Source organism: Acinetobacter sp. TAC-1, assembly GCF_029025845.1.
GTDB lineage: Bacteria > Pseudomonadota > Gammaproteobacteria > Pseudomonadales > Moraxellaceae > Acinetobacter > Acinetobacter guillouiae.
In genome coordinates this window covers 3,167,740-3,186,121 of the sequence record NZ_CP118892.1, presented here as the reverse complement: position 1 = coordinate 3,186,121, position 18,382 = coordinate 3,167,740, and the positions used below count along the sequence as shown (strand labels likewise).

18 protein-coding genes are annotated in these 18,382 nt (G+C 37.2%); 13 read left to right on the top strand and 5 right to left on the bottom strand.

Annotated elements, in window-relative coordinates; genetic code table 11:
- Nucleotides 1–81 precede the first annotated feature (81 nt).
- Nucleotides 82–588: a DinB family protein gene (locus PYV58_RS14715; RefSeq protein WP_034612147.1), complete on the top strand. Its 507-nt coding sequence runs from the start codon at nucleotides 82–84 to the stop codon at nucleotides 586–588.
- 55 nt (nucleotides 589–643) lie between these two features.
- Here the strand turns inward: PYV58_RS14715 and PYV58_RS14710 are convergent, their stop codons facing one another.
- The 3 genes from PYV58_RS14710 to PYV58_RS14700 form a co-directional block, all read right to left on the bottom strand.
- A complete protein-coding gene (locus PYV58_RS14710) occupies nucleotides 644–1,687 on the bottom strand; it encodes a nitronate monooxygenase (RefSeq protein WP_034612143.1) in 1,044 nt (347 codons plus the stop codon).
- Nucleotides 1,688–1,817: 130 nt separating this feature from the next.
- The gene (locus PYV58_RS14705) at nucleotides 1,818–2,519 is read right to left on the bottom strand and encodes a VIT family protein (RefSeq protein WP_034612140.1); all 702 of its coding nucleotides are present in this window, start codon (nucleotides 2,517–2,519) and stop codon (nucleotides 1,818–1,820) included.
- A gap of 101 nt (nucleotides 2,520–2,620) precedes the next feature.
- The gene (locus PYV58_RS14700) at nucleotides 2,621–2,965 is read right to left on the bottom strand and encodes a hypothetical protein (RefSeq protein ID WP_275059558.1); all 345 of its coding nucleotides are present in this window, start codon (nucleotides 2,963–2,965) and stop codon (nucleotides 2,621–2,623) included.
- A gap of 552 nt (nucleotides 2,966–3,517) precedes the next feature.
- Between PYV58_RS14700 and PYV58_RS14695 the strand changes: the two genes are divergently transcribed.
- From PYV58_RS14695 to PYV58_RS14680, 4 genes are all read left to right on the top strand, one after another.
- Nucleotides 3,518–3,928, top strand: a complete 411-nt coding sequence (locus PYV58_RS14695; RefSeq protein WP_004721835.1) for a hypothetical protein — start codon at nucleotides 3,518–3,520, stop codon at nucleotides 3,926–3,928.
- A 365-nt stretch (nucleotides 3,929–4,293) separates the two neighbouring features.
- A complete protein-coding gene (locus tag PYV58_RS14690) occupies nucleotides 4,294–4,650 on the top strand; it encodes a hypothetical protein (RefSeq protein WP_004721834.1) in 357 nt (118 codons plus the stop codon).
- Between the two features lie 99 nt (nucleotides 4,651–4,749).
- On the top strand, nucleotides 4,750–4,965 hold the full coding sequence (locus tag PYV58_RS14685; protein WP_004820203.1) for a DUF1653 domain-containing protein: 216 nt from the start codon (nucleotides 4,750–4,752) through the stop codon (nucleotides 4,963–4,965).
- Nucleotides 4,966–5,106: 141 nt separating this feature from the next.
- A complete protein-coding gene (locus PYV58_RS14680; protein ID WP_034612124.1) occupies nucleotides 5,107–5,700 on the top strand; it encodes a class I SAM-dependent methyltransferase in 594 nt (197 codons plus the stop codon).
- A gap of 63 nt (nucleotides 5,701–5,763) precedes the next feature.
- Here the strand turns inward: PYV58_RS14680 and PYV58_RS14675 are convergent, their stop codons facing one another.
- A complete protein-coding gene (locus PYV58_RS14675) occupies nucleotides 5,764–5,970 on the bottom strand; it encodes a KTSC domain-containing protein (RefSeq protein WP_004721830.1) in 207 nt (68 codons plus the stop codon).
- Nucleotides 5,971–6,210: 240 nt separating this feature from the next.
- Between PYV58_RS14675 and PYV58_RS14670 the strand changes: the two genes are divergently transcribed.
- Both PYV58_RS14670 and PYV58_RS14665 read left to right on the top strand, forming a co-directional pair.
- Complete coding sequence (locus PYV58_RS14670) at nucleotides 6,211–6,714, top strand: endonuclease V (RefSeq protein ID WP_034612120.1); 504 nt, start codon at nucleotides 6,211–6,213, stop codon at nucleotides 6,712–6,714.
- A gap of 100 nt (nucleotides 6,715–6,814) precedes the next feature.
- Complete coding sequence (locus PYV58_RS14665) at nucleotides 6,815–7,171, top strand: VOC family protein (protein WP_004820209.1); 357 nt, start codon at nucleotides 6,815–6,817, stop codon at nucleotides 7,169–7,171.
- A 99-nt stretch (nucleotides 7,172–7,270) separates the two neighbouring features.
- On the opposite strand, the gene ahpC is transcribed toward PYV58_RS14665, so the two are convergent.
- Nucleotides 7,271–7,834, bottom strand: a complete 564-nt coding sequence (gene ahpC / locus PYV58_RS14660; protein ID WP_004721823.1) for an alkyl hydroperoxide reductase subunit C — start codon at nucleotides 7,832–7,834, stop codon at nucleotides 7,271–7,273.
- A gap of 619 nt (nucleotides 7,835–8,453) precedes the next feature.
- Between ahpC and PYV58_RS14655 the strand changes: the two genes are divergently transcribed.
- From PYV58_RS14655 to blp2, 6 genes are all read left to right on the top strand, one after another.
- Nucleotides 8,454–12,434, top strand: a complete 3,981-nt coding sequence (locus PYV58_RS14655; RefSeq protein ID WP_034612116.1) for a DUF3418 domain-containing protein — start codon at nucleotides 8,454–8,456, stop codon at nucleotides 12,432–12,434.
- 47 nt (nucleotides 12,435–12,481) lie between these two features.
- On the top strand, nucleotides 12,482–13,597 hold the full coding sequence (locus PYV58_RS14650; RefSeq protein ID WP_004721819.1) for a beta-ketoacyl-ACP synthase III: 1,116 nt from the start codon (nucleotides 12,482–12,484) through the stop codon (nucleotides 13,595–13,597).
- Nucleotides 13,598–13,785: 188 nt separating this feature from the next.
- Nucleotides 13,786–14,568 carry a lysophospholipid acyltransferase family protein gene (locus PYV58_RS14645; protein ID WP_034612113.1) on the top strand — a complete coding sequence of 261 codons (783 nt, stop codon included), beginning with the start codon at nucleotides 13,786–13,788 and terminating at the stop codon, nucleotides 14,566–14,568.
- A 43-nt stretch (nucleotides 14,569–14,611) separates the two neighbouring features.
- Nucleotides 14,612–15,136, top strand: a complete 525-nt coding sequence (locus PYV58_RS14640) for a hypothetical protein (RefSeq protein WP_034612111.1) — start codon at nucleotides 14,612–14,614, stop codon at nucleotides 15,134–15,136.
- 59 nt (nucleotides 15,137–15,195) lie between these two features.
- Nucleotides 15,196–15,594, top strand: a complete 399-nt coding sequence (locus PYV58_RS14635) for a GFA family protein (protein ID WP_004820216.1) — start codon at nucleotides 15,196–15,198, stop codon at nucleotides 15,592–15,594.
- Nucleotides 15,595–15,794: 200 nt separating this feature from the next.
- The gene (gene blp2, locus PYV58_RS14630) at nucleotides 15,795–18,230 is read left to right on the top strand and encodes an Ig-like repeat protein Blp2 (protein ID WP_034612107.1); all 2,436 of its coding nucleotides are present in this window, start codon (nucleotides 15,795–15,797) and stop codon (nucleotides 18,228–18,230) included.
- The last annotated feature ends 152 nt before the right edge of the window (nucleotides 18,231–18,382 follow it).

The following is an 18,382-nucleotide window of genomic DNA, read 5'->3' as shown; positions in this document are numbered from 1 at the left end:
TTTGTCGCTATTCTAGTCAAAATGGCATTTTTATCAAGCTGATTATATTTCATATACCCACAATGATGGTTTATTTAAGTCATGAATAAAGATTCTTTCAGAATACTGGCACAATACAATATCTGGGCAACCCAGCGTCTTTGTGAAAGTTTAAAATCTGTATCCGATGATGATTTTAACAAAGATGTTGGTCTTTACTTTAAAAGCATTGTTGGCACCTTGAATCATCTATTGTTGGGTGAACATTATCTCTGGTATTCACGCTTTAAGCAGGGGATATCACCTGCAATTGCATTAAATACAATGATCCAAACTAAAAAGACAGCATTACTGGATGAATTACAAGAGAAGTCGAAAAATTGGATTGAGTTTCTAGAGCAGTTAGATGAAAAAACCTTAAATGCAGATTTAACCTATAAACGCGTTTCTGGACAACAACTGACTTTGCCTTATGCTGCGACACTTATGCATGTATTTAATCATGGCACACATCATCGTGGGCAAATTACTGCTGCAATGACAGGATTGGGGTATGCATGTCCTGAACTAGATTTGGTGTATATGTTGGTTGAACAAAGCCAAGCCTAATCAATATAAATAGAAGCTGCTGCAGTTCAGCTTCTATTGACAGCTGAGTTGGGCATTAAGAATGGTTCATTTCTACAACCAATTGATTAACCAGATCCTGAGCCTCTAATTCACGAATCTGTCCAACATTACTTCCAGCCCAAAATGCACCAAAGCCAGTATCACCATGTTGCACCGCGAAAGCATTTAGCTGTTTTGCCAAATCATAAGCATAAGGGTAGGCGGCTACATGTGGGCGATCGGGCTGATCAATTCTCGCTTGCCAATGATTGATGATGCCGCGTGCTGGGCGACCTGAAATGCTTGAGGTAATTTGAGTGAGTGGGTGATCAAATAAGGCCTTGCGATATGCTGGATTGGCGTTTGATGTTTTACATTGCACAAAAGCTGTTCCCAATTGTACAGCATCAGCACCAAGATTTAACATGGCTTTGGCTTGTTGCCCATTCATAATACCGCCTGCTGCAACGACAGGCAGTGAGCTATGTTTTTTGATAAGTGTGACCAGATCTGAGGTTTTAATTGCACCATCAATTTGAGCGTTAAAAATACCGCGATGCCCACCTGCTTCGATACCTTGAGCCACAATAATATCAATCCCAGCTTCTTCAATAGCCAGCGCTTCAGCCAGATTGGTTGCAGAAACTAGAGTGATGATACCGGCTTGTTTTAATTTTTGAATTTGATATTGATGCGGGATACCAAAATGAAAACTTACCGCTTTGGGTTGAGTGTCTAAACACAGGTTTAAAAAATCATCATTGTCTTTAAAGCTCGGGTAGATGCATTTTAATTCTGTGGGTGGATTTGCGCCAAATTTTTTAAATTCAGCAGCTAAATGTTGACTCCACAGCGTATTAGATTCAGTGTTTAATGCTGTTGATTCATGACAGAAAAAATTTAATTGAAAAGGATGTGGTGTTAACGCTTGGGTTTCTTGAATTTGTTGAAGTGCAGAATCTATGGTATTTGCACCGAGTCCTAAAGCGCCTAAAGCCCCTTGATTTGATACTTCCGCTGCCAATAGTGGGGTAGAAACGCCTGCCATTGGTGCAAGTAAGATGGGATGTTTTATCCCTAATTGTTCTAATAAAGACATACTTAAGCTCCTTGAGTTTTAAGTTACTTTGCCCAAGCCAATTGCAATAAGCAAATTATGTTCGGTATTTATTATAAAAATATAATTCAAATACACCTTTAAGGTGTAGCTTATTTTATACAGGCTTAGATCACATCGGAGTGACTTGGAACAGAGAACCAATCCAGCTTGAGAACGCCATTGCGATAATTCCCCATATTGCCACACGGAAACTACCCTTGAGTATTGATGTGCCCGCAAAATAGCTGGATAAGGCACCGAGTATGACCAGAGATAAGATACCGACTACTAAAACAATTTTTTCTAAATATGCTTCGGGGCTAAACAGAATTGACAATGTTGGAAATAAGGCACCTATTGAAAACGATAACGCTGAAGAACCAGCAGCTTGTAATGGTCTTGCCGCAGTTGCTTCATTGATCCCAATTTCATCCCGTGCATGCGCTTCTAAGGCATCTTTTTCTGTGAGTTGAACGGCAACTTGATGCGCCAATTCGGGATCTAAACCGCGTTGAATATAAATGTGAGTCAGTTCTTTAAGTTCTAAGTGCGGGTTTTTTTCTAATTCGCGAGCTTCGATTTTTAAATCCGCCGCTTCAATATCTGATTGAGATTTGACGGAAATATATTCACCGGCAGCCATTGAGGTTGCACCTGAAATCAATCCCGCAATACAGGTAATCAATAGCGTGTGACTAGACGCACCACTCGCTGCCATTCCCATCACTAAACTGGTCACAGAAATGATGCCATCATTTGCACCCAAGACCGCTGCTCTTAACCAGCCTGTACGTTGTATAAAATGCTGCTCTAGGTGATGAGAATGTGGCATAAACAAAACTCCAAGTAACTGAAAGCTGATTCATTGATAATCTAAATATATGACAAATATAAAAAAGCTCCTATATTTAGGAGCTTTTTTTCAGATTAAAACTATTGGCTTGCTTTTTCTTTAACGTCCGCAGCACCTTTTTCAACAGCACCAGCGGCAGTTGCAGTGGCATCTTTAGCAGCATCAACAGTTGCATCGACAGCATGTGCAGTTGCATCAGCGGCATGATCGACAGCAGTCGCAGTTGCATTTGCTGCATTATCCGCAGCTTTCGCCGTCGCATCAGCTGCATTTTGAGCGGCATGTTCTGCATCATGTTTTGCTTGTTCTACGGCATTTTCAGCATGTTCACCTGTGGTCGCCCCTGTTTCTGGCGCTTTATCTTTATTACAACCAACAAGTGCAATCGTTGCAATCAGACCAAGAGAGAGTAGAAGTTTATTCATTGTCTTGTACCTTTTTTAAATTAATTTTTGGCATCCAGCAGTTGGATGAAATAAATATAAACACAAAAAATAACCAAATCAAAAAATAAAATGTAAAGTTTTTATAAGATCAATTTATCTTATATCGAATAATAGCGCACAAATCTGCTTTTAATAAAAGCTTAATATAATATCAATAAAGTGATTTTATAGTTTAACTGCTAATATCAATAAAATAATCAATGGTAAAATTTAAGCTTGTTTTAATGCTGTATCGTTAAAATTAAATCAAGATAAGGTGTAAGATCCACTCAATTTATGATATTAGTTATTTGAAAGTGACCTTGTTGAAAAAAATCTGACAATTTGAAGCTTTGTGGCGCAATATTAGTGCTCAAAAAATTAAATTAAAAGTGAAAAAACATGTTTACAAGCCAATAAAAACAGATAGAATTGAGTGTAAAATGTGAAGTATATCAAATAATTCTGTTGCTGGAAAAAGTCTGAAAAACCTGTGTTTTCGGCTTTTGAAAATGCTGGATTTACAAATTAATTTATGGGGTTTTCTTGAATATGCTTGACCTAAACACATCTCGAAAAGTACCTGATGATTTTGTAGCATATGCTGAAAAACAAATCAGGCAGCTTTTGAACTCTGTCAGTGGTGTAGAGTTCATCATGTTGTGTACTTCTGATGGGTTTGAAATTGCTTTAGTCAACAAGAAAAATATTAGCAATTCTGGAAAGATTGCCGCAGTGAGTAGTTCGATTTTAGCCCTAGTAACCGCATTTGTTTCAGAAATCAATCTTGTTGGATGTCAAACAATTACCTTAGATGCTGAGAACGGAAAAGCACTTTTGACAGCCATTCCTCATCCAAAGCATCCACTGGTTTTAGTGGCGATGACCAACAAAGATATTTTATTGGGACAGATGCTCTATGAGCTTAAATCCACCTCAGAATTACTGATGAGAAATATATAGATAAGCCATTGTGAAAAATGTAACTTCAGTTGCATTTTTTTTGAAAAATGAGATTTGTACTGGGTTTTTTCTATCTGGTATTTGTTGGATTTTTTCAAAAGTTTTAAATAGTCAAATTAGTCATTTATTTTTTAAATTTCTATTGAATAGTTAATATTTTTTATGCTATTAAAATGAGTGTGGGAAATAATTAATTAAAATTGATTATCAAATAAAATTAAATGGGTATTCAAAAAAAGAATACTAATTTATCCATGTTAGTTAGAAATGAATATTTTTAGCTAAATAGTAAAGTGTTTTAGTAAAGCAAAATAAAAATTGAATTACTAAAGCGAACAACAATGTTGAAAGAAACGGGGATGCTCATGGCTCGTATTACACTAGATCAATTAACTGATATCGATGGTTTCGTTTGTGCTGCATTAGTAGATAGCGAAAGTGGTTTATCTTTAGCGACTGCAGGTGCAGGTTTAGACTTAGAATTAGCAGCTGCAGGTAATACTGAAGTTGTTCGTGCTAAGCGTAAAGTAGCAAAAGCACTGAAATTAGATGATGTAATTGAAGATATTTTAATTACATTAGGTAAACAGTATCATTTGATTCGCCCACTTGATTCAAATGAAAACTTATTCCTTTATCTTGTTTTAGATCGTTCTAAATCAAACTTAGCAATGGCTCGCCACGAGTTAAAAGCATTTGAAAAAGGCTTAGACTTTTCTTAATTTAAAAATTGAAAAGCATAAAAAAACTCGTCTACGGACGAGTTTTTTCTTTGGCTATCCTGTATAACATAGATATCGTATTTAGAGTGTTGAGTGTAGATGTTAAAAGCTGGAATTTATAAACATTATAAAGGTAATTTATACCAAGTCTTTCATGTCGCAACACACAGTGAAACCCGTGAAAAAGTTGTGGTTTACCAATGTTTATATGATGATTATTCAATCTGGGTTCGACCTTATGAAATGTTTTGTGAGCAAGTCACATTAGAAAATGGCCAAGTCCAAGCAAGATTTGAATTTTTACATGAGGTTTGAGTTGTATTTGCTAGATTTTATTGAATGATAAAGTCGCGTAATAAACCGTAACGATGTAACTTGTCAAAAGCTATGTATTGTCATAGCAATGACGTAAATGATTGAAATAATAACAATGATAGTGAAAAGGAAGATCTAAACATGAGTTTAAGTAACCCATTTTTGCAACGATTGAATGAACTATATCAATCCTTTATTAAGTTTGATGCTACACAGTGTGATCGTATTAAACGCTATCGAAATATCGAACCTGAATCAGCATTGTTTTTAGCCATGCAAGTGAGAATTCAGCAGTCTAAGAAAATTTTAGAGATCGGGACATCAACAGGTTACTCTACATTGTGGCTTGCAGATGCAGCCAAAGTCACAGGTGCCAAGGTGACAACGCTAGAGATCGATGAAAAAAGAACTCAGCAAGCGCAACTGCATGCTCAAGAGTTACAGGTTGATGACGTGATTGATTTTTGGGTAGGGGATGCACAAAAATACTTGGAACAGTGTCAGGAACAATATGACTTTATTCTACTGGACGCTGAGCGCAATGCTTATTTAAATTACTGGATATATTTACAGAAGATGCTTGTAGAGCATGGTGGGGTATTGATTGTAGATAATGTGATATCACATGCTGCTGAAGTAAAGAGCTTTATCATGGAAGTTAAACGAGATGAAAGGTTTATGACCACAACCTTGTCGATTGGGTCTGGTCTGTTTGTAGTGACATTTAAAAACTAATCGAGTTTTTACATCAGGGAGAAATCTCCCTGACTTTGCTTTAAAAGCACAGTTCTAAAAAAACTATAAAATTGAAAGTCGCTTAAAATGTAAATCGTATTCTAGGTATTTATGCACGAATGCTGTTTTATCACTACATCGTAGTAAATTATTGTATATAAATTCTGGGACAGGATGGTAAAGTTCACCAGAACCATTGTTATAAAAAATTTTTAAATACCGTGAAGAAGCATTGTACTTCCAAGAAGTCACGGTAATCATTGATCCCATAAGCAACCCCTTAAACTTTTGATTGTTTTACAGAAAAATGTATTCTGTATCTTTTGAAATTAGTCTATTCACTTAAAGAAATGTATAGTGGTTTTGTAAATAAAGCTGTTTATATTTTGCTAAAGATATTCATATTTTGACATTACCCATTCTGGGCAAGATAAACACTTAAAAAATCATCAGTAAATGAGAAAATTGGTATTTTATTTTAGTCATTAATTAGTCATTAAGAGGTAGATCATGATTCTTGCAATAGACGTTGCCTACACAGATAACTCTGCACAAGTTGCTGGTGTAGTATTTGAATCTTGGGCGAGTTCAGTTGTATTGAATCATTACCTTATCACCATCAAACCAATTGCTGACTATGAATCAGGTCAATTTTATAAACGTGAATTGCCGTGTATTTTAACGTTATTGGATTTGGTGCAAGAACCCATCGATATGATTGTGATTGATGGCTATGTCTATTTAGGCACTGAACAAATAGCAGGTTTAGGACAGCACTTATATGCTGCCTTAGTTGATAAAATCCCTGTGATTGGAGTGGCCAAAAATGAATTTAGGGGAACACCAAAGGAATTTGAAATTTTACGTGGACAGAGTGTTAAGCCATTATATGTCTCTGCCATCGGCATAGAGCTAGTGCAAGCAAAACATAATGTACAGTCCATGTACGGGAGATATCGTATTCCTGAGTTACTTAAGCAAGTTGATCGTTTGAGTAGAACTACGCAAAAATAATTTTTTGCTATCCTATATTCAGTGGTTTAAATGTATTATCAATTGACTCATATTTTATTTTCTATAGAACAATATTTTATAAATTTAAGGAGAAACATCGATGGATCAGTCAGCGGCTCGTCAAAAAATTTCCATTAACTATATTGAATTTAAGGTGAAAGACGTCGTACAAAGCAAAAGGTTTTATCAAAACTTAGGCTGGACTTTCACCGACTTTGGCCCTGAATATTGTGAGTTTGATTCAGGGGAGATAAAAGGGGGCTTTGCTCAATCTGATGATGTGCAAAGTTCTGGTGGCGCATTAATTGTTTTGTATAGTGCCCAATTAGAACAAAGCTTAATGTGTGTGAAAGAGGCGGGTGCAACCATCGTACAAGAGATTTTTAGTTTTCCAGGTGGACGTCGTTTTCATTTTAAAGATTTAGATGGATATGAAATTGCAATTTGGTCGCATTAAATAAAAACCTACAAACACAAAAAACTATACATAAAATCTAATGCAAAAAAACCACGCTAAAAAGCGTGGTTTTTTTATGTGTTTAATCTAATTTAAGAATTAGATTTTACCAACTAAGTCGATTGAAGGAGCAAGAGTTGCATCGCCTTCTTTCCATTTAGCTGGGCAAACTTCGCCAGGATGACCGTGAACATATTGAGCTGCTTTAACTTTACGAAGAAGTTCAGAAGCATCACGACCAATACCACCAGCATTAATTTCGATGATTTGGATTTTACCTTCAGGATCGATAACGAAAGTACCACGATCAGCAAGACCAGCAGATTCAATTAAAACTTCGAAGTTTTTAGCAAGAACCCAAGTTGGGTCGCCAACCATTACATATTCAATTTTTTTGATTTCTTCAGAAGAATCGTGCCAAGCTTTGTGCGTGAAGTGTGTATCTGTAGAAACAGAGTAGATTTCAACGCCTAATTTTTTGAATTCAGCATAGTTGTCAGCAAGGTCACCAAGTTCTGTTGGGCAAACAAAAGTGAAGTCAGCTGGATAGAAGAAAACTACAGACCATTTACCTTTAAGATCGGCTTCTGTAACTTCGATGAATTGGCCGTTTTGGAAAGCTTGTGCTTTAAAAGGTTTAACTTCAGTATTAATTAAGCTCATCATTATCTCCATGATTGAGGTGTTTATCTAATATTTAACTAGAATAATGAATTTTAGATTATTGGGGAAATAGTATTTTTTTATCGCTAAGATCGGAAAATCAAATTAACGTACTCCAGATACATTTCACCAAAAACCGTTGTTTTGTCAGTATTTCATCAACTAAAGCAAATAAAGATGATGTTTGAATGACAAAGCATCCTTTTTTAATCTGTTACAAACATGATGCTTCTGGGGCTATATTTCAAGGGCGATTTCTAAAAAAGATATAAAATTTATTTCAATGTATAGAATTTGTTCATATAAGATAAATTGAATTTTAACTCCATCACATTTCAATGTTGTATAGCGTGCAAATGATATGGGTGGCTGCTGTTTTGTACTTAAGCATCACCTCAAGCTACCTGATTGATGTAGATCAACCGCAACAGATCTAGCTCTATATGAATATTTGCAGCCACAGACAGTTACTTAGTTGAGTGAACTTTAGCAGCTTTTAAATATTATTTTTATAATACATGTATAACGCAAACGTGAATTCACTTTGATTGGACTATCTCTCGTGTGCTTTACAGCGTAAAATATTCCGTTCAATTTTAAGTATTAGGATAATGCATCTGTGCCAAATCAGTTAAATGTCGATCAATGGGTTATGGTACGAGATCGCCATCGTTTAAATCGACTGAAAAAAGGAAAAGATGCTCATCCTGAAAAATTCCAAGAACTGTTTGAGAAATCAAACCATCAAGTCAAAAAAAGATTAGCCAGTCTACCCACAATTAAACTCAATCAGGATCTACCGGTTACCCAGTATGCAGATAAACTGATTGAAGCGATTCAAAAGCATCAGATTATTATTGTTGCAGGGGAAACGGGTTCTGGTAAAACCACGCAATTACCACAGATAGCAATGCTTGCAGGTCGTGGTTTAACTGGGATGATTGGTCATACTCAGCCGCGACGTCTGGCAGCACGAAGTGTATCGCAACGTATTGCTGAAGAAGTTGGTGAGAAGCTGGGTGAAAGCATCAGTTTTAAAGTGCGTTTTAATGAACAAGGATCAAACGATTCAATCGTTCGCTTAATGACGGACGGTATTCTTCTTGCTGAACTTTCTAATGATCGTTATTTAAATAAATATGACACGATTATTATTGATGAAGCGCATGAGCGTTCATTAAACATTGATTTCATCATGGGTTACCTGAAGCAACTGGTAAAAAAGCGCCCTGATTTAAAAATCATTATTACTTCAGCGACATTAGATGTGAATCGCTTTAGCGAATATTTTAATGGCGCACCGATTTTTGAAGTGGAAGGACGTAGCTTTCCAGTAGAACTGCGTTATCGTCCAATTTCTGAGATGACGATCGGCGGCAGTGATGATGATGACTTTGATGATTTTGAAGAAAATTTACCACGCGCAGTGGTACAAGCTGTAGAAGAATGTTTTAAGGATGCTGAATCTAAGGGGCATCCTGAACATGCGGATATTCTTATTTTTTCAAGCACTGAACAAGAAATTCGAGAACTACAAGAGACCTTACAAAAATTTGGTCCTAAACACACGCAAATTTTACCGTTATATGCACGTTTAGCTTTAGCCGAACAGCAGAAAATCTTTAATCCCTCTGGTGGTGGGCGACGTATTATCATCGCGACCAACGTCGCTGAAACAGCATTGACTGTACCGAATATTCGTTATGTGATCGACAGTGGCTTTGCGCGTATTTCTCGCTATAACTATCGTTCACGGGTGCAGCGTTTACCAATTGAAGCGATTTCTCAAGCTGCTGCAAACCAGCGTAAAGGACGGTGTGGTCGTATTGCACCAGGTGTTTGCATTCGCTTATACAGTGAAGATGATTTTCAAAGTCGTCCAGATTTTACTGAACCCGAAATTAAACGAACCAATTTAGCATCGGTTATTTTACAGATGCAAAGTCTCGGTTTAGGTGCTGTAGAAGATTTTGATTTTATTGAGCCACCAGACCATCGTTTGGTCAATGATGGACGTAAGTTGCTGATTGAATTAGGTGCTATCCATGAAGTGCAAAATTCAAATAATCTTCCTCAAGTGGTTGCACAAAGTGAAAGTGCAGTTTCCCAACAGGGAGCTGTAGCTGGTGCTAAAGCAAAAAACCTTGCTCAACCTGCTACTAAAAAAGCCGAACTTCAAAACAACAGTTTAACCAAAATCGGTCTACAAATGGCAAAAATGCCAATAGACCCACGCCTTGCACGGATGATTCTCGGTGGTGCTCATTTTGGGGTGCTGAATGAAGTTTTGATTATTGTTGCGGCGCTTGCAGTACAAGACCCACGCGAGCGTCCTGCTGATAAGCAAATGCAGGCGGATCAAAAACATGCATTATTTAAAGAAGCAGATTCAGATTTTCTATTTTATATTAAACTGTGGAATACACTGACTGAAAATCGTGAAACTTTGAGTGAAAGCAAAAGGCGTAATTTTGCCAAACAGCATTTTCTTAGCTGGTTACGTTTACGTGAGTGGAAGAAAACGCATGAACAATTACTGGATTTAGCACAGGGCTTAAAACTTTCATTCAATGAAAAGACAGCCAGTTATGAAAATTTACATCGTGCTTTATTGACAGGATTATTGTCTTTTATTGCCAATAAAACTGACGAACGTAATATTTTTATGGCAGTTCGTCAGCAAAAAGCCCGAATTTTTCCTGCATCGACCTTACATAAAACCAATACCCCATGGGTAATGGCATTTGAAATGGTCGAAACCTCACAGGTGTATTTACGCACACTGGCAAAAATTGAGCCTGAGTGGATTCTTTTAGCTGCACCTAACTTATTAAAACATCATTATTTTGAGCCACATTGGGCGAAAAAACCGGGTGTGGTCAATGCTTATGATCAGATTTCATTATTTGGGCTGATCATTGAACCGAAACGCGCCACCAACTATGAAAAAGTGGACCAATTGGCTGCGCATGAAATTTTCTTAAGAGATGCACTAACCACAGGAAACTTGGGAACAACGCCACCATTCTTAAAACACAACCTATTAAAGCTTGAAGAAGTTGAGCGTGTGGAAGACAAACTGCGTCGTCGTGATTTGGTCGTCGATGAAGAAACCATTTATCAGTTTTATGCCGCAAAAGTACCTACAGAAATTGCCAGTCGGCGTAGTTTTGAAGATTGGCGAGCAACAGTAGAGCCGCAGAATCCTCGTTATCTGTTTGTTGATGATGATGATTTATGGATGAATGACCGTCCAACCACGCAACAATTTCCAGATTATTTACATAATGGACAATTACGTTTAGCTGCCAGCTATCGTTTTGATCCAAGTCATGATGAAGATGGTGCAACAGTAAAAATTCCGGTACAAGCCTTAGCGCAAGTTGATGAAAATATTTGGTCTTGGGGAATTCCGGGTTGGCGTTTGGATTTAATCGAAGCGTTATTAAAAGCCTTACCAAAAGATAAACGTCGTAATTTGGTGCCGATTCCAGATACAGCCAATAAATTGATCAAAGCAATTGATGCGCAACATTTGCATCAGCATATTTTTGAGTTTTTGGCATTTCAATTACGTGGTGAACAAATTACCAGTAAAGATTTTTCTTTTGAACGTATTGATCAGTACTTAATTCCATTTATCAAAGTAATTGATGAAAAAGGCCGCGTGATTGAAAAAGGTCGTGATCTTGCCGAACTTAAAGCACGTTGTCGAACTGAAACACACAGTCCCGTCAAACAGTTAAAAGGTGAGTTTACTACTTTCCCTGAAAGCTTTGTATTTGAGGCCTCTCAGAAGGTGACAGGGGTTGTGGTTAAACAATATCAGGCACTGGTCCCGAGCAAAGACTTTGCTAAGTTAGAGTTGAAAGATGACTCTGGTATTGTGATTCAGACTTTTAATGATCAAAGTGAAGCGATTAAGCAGCACCGTGAAGGCGTAATTCGTTTGATTCATATGCAATTGGGGGATTTGATTCGTCAATTGAAAAAGCAAATTTCCAAGCCACTGGCATTGGCATATTCTCCTTTGGGTGATAAAGCACAACTTGAGCAAATGTTGGTGTACGCAACATTACAAATGGCAATTCAAGATTTACCCATTAATGCTGAAGAATTTGCGATAGTCATGGCAGATGTGAAAAAGTCATTTTTAAGTCATGGTCAGGAAGCATTAAAGCTGATCAGTGAAATTTATATTCAATGGCAGGAAATACGCCAGCAATTGTTGATGTTGGATCAAGATGTATTTGCTAAAAATATGAATGATATTGAAGATCAACTGGATTTAATGAACTTATCCAATTTTGTTTATTCAAAATCTTCTGATATTTGGCAGGAATATCCACGTTATTTAAAAGCATTGTTATTGCGTTTAGATCGATTGCCGAATAATCTAAATCGTGATGATGCTGCAATTAAAGAAGTCGATCCTTGGATGGATAAACTGTTTAAGTTTAAGTCGGATGTTCGTGTTAAAGAAGTCTACTTCATGGTTGAGGAACTACGTATTTCATTATTTTCTCAACCAATGAAAACCAAGATGCCGATTTCGTCAACCAGAATACAAAAAGTATGGGAAAAGCTTGGAATCGGTTAGAATAGAAATAATTTGAAATATTTGTGAATTTAAAAAAGGAGTTTTACATGGGCATCCGTATTACAGGTACAGGTTTGTACCATCCTGAAGAAGTGATTACCAATGAAGAATTGGTGGATTGTTTAAATGCTTATGTGGAACAATTTAACAGTGAAAATGCTGAAAAAATTGAAGCGGGTGAAGTTGTTGCCCGTCGTGGTTCTAGTGCAGAATTTATTGAAAAAGCCTCAGGCGTAAAGCGTCGTTATGTCATTGAAAAATCAGGTGTCCTAGACATTAATCGCTTGCGTCCACGTTTAGAAGAACGTTCAGATGAAGAGCTTTCAATCCAAGCAGAGTGGGGCGTAATTGCAGCAAAACAAGCGATGGAAAATGCAGGCGTAACTGCGGAAGATATCGATGTGGTGATTTTGGCTTGTTCAAATTTACAACGTGCTTATCCTGCTGTTGCAATTGAAATTCAAACTGCATTGGGTATTCAGGGCTATGCCTATGACATGAATGTGGCGTGTTCAGCTGCTACATTTGGTTTAAAGCAAGCCTATGATGCTGTAAAAACGGGTGCACGTCGTGTGTTATTGGTTAATGTGGAAATTACCTCAGGCCATACTGACTATCGTTCACGTGACTGTCACTTTATTTTTGGAGATGTTGCAACAGCTTCAATTATTGAAGAAACGGACAGCAAAACAGGGTTTGAAATCGTAGATACCCATTTGTTTACCCAATTCTCCAATAACATCCGAAATAATTTTGGTTTCTTAAATGGTTCAGAATTAACTTCTCGTGATGATAAGCAATTCCGTCAAGATGGCCGCAAAGTATTTAAAGAAGTGTGTCCATTGGTTGCGAAAATTATTTCTACACAATTGGAAAAGAACAGTATTCAACCTGAAAACGTAAAACGTTTTTGGTTGCATCAAGCCAATGCCAATATGAATGAATTAATTTTAAAACTCATTGTCGGCAAAGAAGTTGCAGAAGCGGATCCTGATTTGGTACCAATCATTTTAGATGAGTTTGCCAATACGTCTTCAGCAGGTGTGATCATTGCATTACATCGTAGTGCTGATCAGGTGAATGATGGTGAATATGGTGTGCTGTGTTCATTTGGTGCCGGTTATTCTGTGGGTTCAATCCTTGTGCAAAAGCATGTTGCTTAAATTATAACTTTATAAAAATTCCCCCCTTGCGCCGCGAAAAGCGCAGTTCAGCTACTTTGAAAAAGAGGGGGGGATTGTCCAGAATTTAAGTTATTTTATTTGTGTAAAGCTCTTCCCTGAAAATGGAGGAGTCATATGCTTAAGGCTAAGATCAAATAATGTTGAAAAGTATTTTGTAGAGATACAGCATGACTGAAAAAACCTTGAAAATACGACACAACGCTAAACTGATTCGATTAATAAGTAGCTTACAGCGCTTTTACTTTCGTCCAACATTTTTAGGTACTGAAAATTTAGTACCGAATAAACCAGCCATGTATGTCGGTAATCACACCATCTATGGTGTTTTAGATTCTCCGATTCTGATTGATTATTTATTTACAGAACATAAAATCGCAGTGGTCAGTTTAGCTGATCATATGCATTTTCATATTCCGATTTGGAAAGAAGTGGTTAAACGTGTTGGTGGGGTTGATGGTGTACAAGAATATGCCAAAGAAGCGATGCGACAAGGTTATTCGATTCTGGTTTTTCCAGGCGGCGGTCGAGAAGTCATTAAACGTAAAGGTGAAGCCTATCAACTGATCTGGAAGCAACGCTTTGGTTTCTTAAAGTTGGCTCAGGAATTTGGTTATGACATTGCTCCTTTTGTGGCTTTAGGTGGTGATGAAGTTTTTGATTTAGCTTTTGACGTAAACGTACTGCTTAAACAAAAGTGGTTTAATAAAATATTATCAAATCCCAAAATAGGTTCATTGCTTAGACAAGGTGAAGTTATTCCTTCGATTCCAAAGCATATTATTCCAAAGCGAATCCCTTTTTATTTTAAATTTATGCCACGATTATCTATTGACCAGATAGAAAACATGGATGATATGATTGAATTTCGTGATCAATTGCAAGCGAGCATTTATACTGAAATTGAGGCGTTAAAGTCCTATCGAGCACATGACTTGGAACAAAAAACCTAGAACAAAAAGCTTAGAACAAAAAAACAATCTTTGAGATCGCATAATGTTTGAACTGCAAACCAATTTTAAACAGATACTTAAGCTCTTCAATCCGCGAACTCAACCCATTCAAAGTACTGTGACTTTTCTTCAAGATCCCTATTATCTCGAATTTTTAGGACAGTGTAGCGATACTGAAATTACCCCTGATATTGATTTATTTGGCTATGAAACTACGATAAAGGAAAACCAGTATTTCGCAGAGCATGTGGAAAATTTATCCCAACAACTATGGAAAATTGGTCGTACAGGTCAAGGTGATGAATGGTTTTTAGATCGGAATAGTTTTGATATTTTATTCTATGATCATGATTTAGGTATGGACTTAGATGAGAATTTAAAACGTGATCAGTTTCAGTCGATGCAAATCAACTTTTTTCAATTTTTACAATTTGCTTTACTTCTGCAAGCGTTGGAACAACACTTGGATAAAAATCCATTATCTACGATTGAGTTAGAGCAATTTCAAGATACCGTGAATCGTATCCATCCTGAACTTTTTTCACGTTATCCATTTGATTATTTATAAGTTATAAGCGTTACAATTGAACGATAAAATGAGTTTACTCACAATATAGAGGAATAAAAATGTATACAGCTTCATGCCTTTGTGGTGGTATTCAACTGAGAATTCATAGTGAAATCCCTCAAATATTTGTCTGTCATTGTCAGCAATGTCAAAAAGCCCAAGGTTCTGCATTTGTGGCGATTGCTCCTATTCAGACAAAAGATTTAGAGATTGTTCAAGGACAGGCTTTGTTTCAAGAATATTATGCCACTGAAAATAAAAAGCGAACATTCTGTAAAAGATGTGCATCCCCATTATTTAGTGCGCGTTTAGACCTACCTGATGTCGTGAGATTACGTGTAGGCATTGTAAATGAGCCTGTTCAAGGCAAGATTGTTTCACATGCGTTTACTAATAACAAAGCTGCTTGGTTTGAAATTTTGGATGATGCCCCACAATTTGCTCAAGCGCTTTGTTAAAGAGTGAAGTTATATATGAACAACAAGAATGCTGGATATTTATTGTTTAAATAAGATTTTGTGCGCTATCTTACTTATTTTTAAGTATCTGAATTTTATATTTTTATAAATAATTCAGAAATCAGTTTAAGTCGTTTGTATATATAAATACCTTCTGTATAATTTTCAAAAAATACACTTTAAATCAATAGAAGGTATAAATGACAAGAATAGTCGTCGCTGCAAAACAAGACAAAATATTACTACAGGATTCTCAAGCAAAAACGGTCAGTTTAGATCAGCCCGCTATTATTCAAATTGGTGTCACACAACAAGATGTGAAAACACTAGAGCGATTAGGCGATAAGCTGATTATTAGTTTAAATAATGGTGAGCAAATTGTTTTAGAGGGTTTTTTTCAAGCCAATTCAACCACAACGCATTCTCTAACGTTCCCCAAAGCAGATGGAAGTTTCTCACTTGCTCACTTTGATGCCAATGGAAAATTTACAGACTATAGCGGTTTGCAAAAACTTGACACTTTACTCTATGAGGGCGCCAATACCGCGGCTGTTCAACAAGTCTCTGCCTACGAAGATTCAACCCCTGAGTTTTCATTTTCAAATCTATTTTCTTCAAGTGCAGTGAAAGCAGGCGTTGGTCTTGTTTCTGCAATTGGTTTAGGTTTGGCATTGCTTGATGATGGGGGCAGTAATCAATCAAAGGGTATTACCGACATTATTGCACCGAAAACGCCGACGGCAACTTTGAATGCAGAGGGGACTGAAATTAAGGGTACCGCTGAAGCGGGTGCGACTATTTATGTGATTGATAAAAACCAGAAAGTGATTGCCACAGCAGTGGTCGATAAAGATGGAAATTATTCTTTGACATTGCCAGAGGCTTTGCTAAACAACAATACTTATTATATCAATGCAAAAGACAAAGCTGGAAATGCCTCAACCTATACCTCGGTTGTTGGCACGAAAGATACCATTGCACCCAATGAGCCTCAAGGGCAGTTAAATGAGCAAGGAAATATTGTTACTGGTAAAGCAGAAGCGAATGCCACAATTAATGTATATGACCCAGCAGGTCACCTGATTGGTACTGCTAAAGCCAATGCACAGGGACAATTTTCTGTTGCCATTTCTCCTGCTTTAACCACAGGCCAGATTGGTACAGTCGAAGCGATTGATGCATCTGGAAATAAATCAGAAAAACATAATATTGAAGTGGGTAAAGATACTATCGCACCTGATCAGCCAAAGTTTGAGGTATCTAAAGAAGGGACTTCAATACACGGAACCGCAGAAGCAAATGCTAAAGTGATTATTCAAGATTTAACAGGTGCGGTGATTGCAACGGGTATTGTAGACGCCAATGGTAAATTCAATATCACCATTTCTCCTGCTTTAGATGCAAGCAAGACTGGCAAAATTATTATTGAAGATGCTGCAGGAAATAAGTCGAGTGCTGTAGAAATTAAAGCTGGACAAGATGTTTTAGCGCCAGATAAACCCGTGGCCAATTTAAATGCTGAAGGCACTGTGATCACGGGTACCGCTGAAGCAAACTCCAAAATTTCAGTCTATGACAGTGCCAATAAATTATTAGGCACAGCAACAACGGATGCAAACGGAAATTATTCTGTCACACTTTCAACAGCGTTGACTGAAGCAAAAGTCGGCAGTGTATATGCAACAGATGCAGCTGGAAATCAGTCAGCGCTTAGCTCTGTAACAGGTACCAAAGATGTAACCGCGCCTGCTAGTCCGAAAATCACAGATGTGGTTGATGATGTGGGGGCAACGGTAGGTTCTGTTGCTGCAAATGGGACGACAGATGACAAGCGCCCTGTGATTTCGGGAACCGGAGAAGCTGGGGCAACTTTGATTATTTATGACAATAATCAGGCGATTGGAACGGTCACAGTCGGTGCAGATAGTAAATGGTCATATAGTTTTGCTTATGATTTAACTCTGGGGAGTCACAGTATTACCACTGTACAAACGGATAAAGCAGGGAATACCAGTTTAGTGAGTGATGCACGAACATTTACTGTAGTCGAAATCGCTGCAAAAATGGCAGTTTTTGATGAAGCGTCAGCTTTTCATGCTGATTTAGCTGATTCAAATATTAACTCAGCTAAAAGTGCTGATGCGATTGGATCAGGTATTTTACATTCTGAGCCAGAAAGTAGCGCTCAAGTATTCGATCAATCGACACCAATAGAAAATCAATTCTCGCAGCTCCATTCAAATGTTTCAGATTTAGATCATACCGCTATAGCTGGCAGTTCAGCTATTCTCAGTACAAGCATAGCGACTGTACTGCAAGATGCGCTTGAGAATACCAAAGTTGACGATATCAAGGTTGACAATATCAAGCTAGCCAATACCAATTCTTATGACAGCACGGCTATTTCAGTCGATGAATTATTGGCAAAGACTTCAGTCAATGATTTAACTACAAATCAGATTGATGATGTGCTTGCTCGAACAATTGATCAAAGTGCTACAACCGTTGTCGATGATGTTAAAAATACTGAATTGGTCGCTTTCAATAAAGCCGAAAATCTATCAGCGCAAGATATACCTGTATTGCAATCTGATCTGATCAAAGATTTGTTTGATCCACAACTACTCACCTTTTGATTGAAAATAAGCAGATAAGCACCTACGGGTGCTTTTTATGGAAACCAGATTTTATAGCGCTGGTTTAGCTTAAAACTGATGCATAGGGCTTTCTTTCCAATAAACGCTGAATAATTTCATTCAGCGTTTATTATGTTATCTATAACATGAAT

What these genes read in the sequence shown, in the direction of transcription:
- PYV58_RS14700 (WP_275059558.1), bottom strand. Translation starts at nt 2,965, where the DNA reads ATGAATAAACTTCTACTCTCTCTTGGTCTGATTGCAACGATTGCACTT.
- PYV58_RS14680 (WP_034612124.1), top strand. Translation starts at nt 5,107, where the DNA reads ATGAGTTTAAGTAACCCATTTTTGCAACGATTGAATGAACTATATCAA.
- PYV58_RS14695 (WP_004721835.1), top strand. Translation starts at nt 3,518, where the DNA reads ATGCTTGACCTAAACACATCTCGAAAAGTACCTGATGATTTTGTAGCA.
- PYV58_RS14670 (WP_034612120.1), top strand. Translation starts at nt 6,211, where the DNA reads ATGATTCTTGCAATAGACGTTGCCTACACAGATAACTCTGCACAAGTT.
- blp2 (WP_034612107.1), top strand. Translation starts at nt 15,795, where the DNA reads ATGACAAGAATAGTCGTCGCTGCAAAACAAGACAAAATATTACTACAG.
- PYV58_RS14665 (WP_004820209.1), top strand. Translation starts at nt 6,815, where the DNA reads ATGGATCAGTCAGCGGCTCGTCAAAAAATTTCCATTAACTATATTGAA.
- PYV58_RS14715 (WP_034612147.1), top strand. Translation starts at nt 82, where the DNA reads ATGAATAAAGATTCTTTCAGAATACTGGCACAATACAATATCTGGGCA.
- PYV58_RS14710 (WP_034612143.1), bottom strand. Translation starts at nt 1,687, where the DNA reads ATGTCTTTATTAGAACAATTAGGGATAAAACATCCCATCTTACTTGCA.
- ahpC (WP_004721823.1), bottom strand. Translation starts at nt 7,834, where the DNA reads ATGAGCTTAATTAATACTGAAGTTAAACCTTTTAAAGCACAAGCTTTC.
- PYV58_RS14645 (WP_034612113.1), top strand. Translation starts at nt 13,786, where the DNA reads ATGACTGAAAAAACCTTGAAAATACGACACAACGCTAAACTGATTCGA.
- PYV58_RS14635 (WP_004820216.1), top strand. Translation starts at nt 15,196, where the DNA reads ATGTATACAGCTTCATGCCTTTGTGGTGGTATTCAACTGAGAATTCAT.
- PYV58_RS14690 (WP_004721834.1), top strand. Translation starts at nt 4,294, where the DNA reads ATGGCTCGTATTACACTAGATCAATTAACTGATATCGATGGTTTCGTT.
- PYV58_RS14675 (WP_004721830.1), bottom strand. Translation starts at nt 5,970, where the DNA reads ATGGGATCAATGATTACCGTGACTTCTTGGAAGTACAATGCTTCTTCA.
- PYV58_RS14650 (WP_004721819.1), top strand. Translation starts at nt 12,482, where the DNA reads ATGGGCATCCGTATTACAGGTACAGGTTTGTACCATCCTGAAGAAGTG.
- PYV58_RS14640 (WP_034612111.1), top strand. Translation starts at nt 14,612, where the DNA reads ATGTTTGAACTGCAAACCAATTTTAAACAGATACTTAAGCTCTTCAAT.
- PYV58_RS14705 (WP_034612140.1), bottom strand. Translation starts at nt 2,519, where the DNA reads ATGCCACATTCTCATCACCTAGAGCAGCATTTTATACAACGTACAGGC.
- PYV58_RS14685 (WP_004820203.1), top strand. Translation starts at nt 4,750, where the DNA reads ATGTTAAAAGCTGGAATTTATAAACATTATAAAGGTAATTTATACCAA.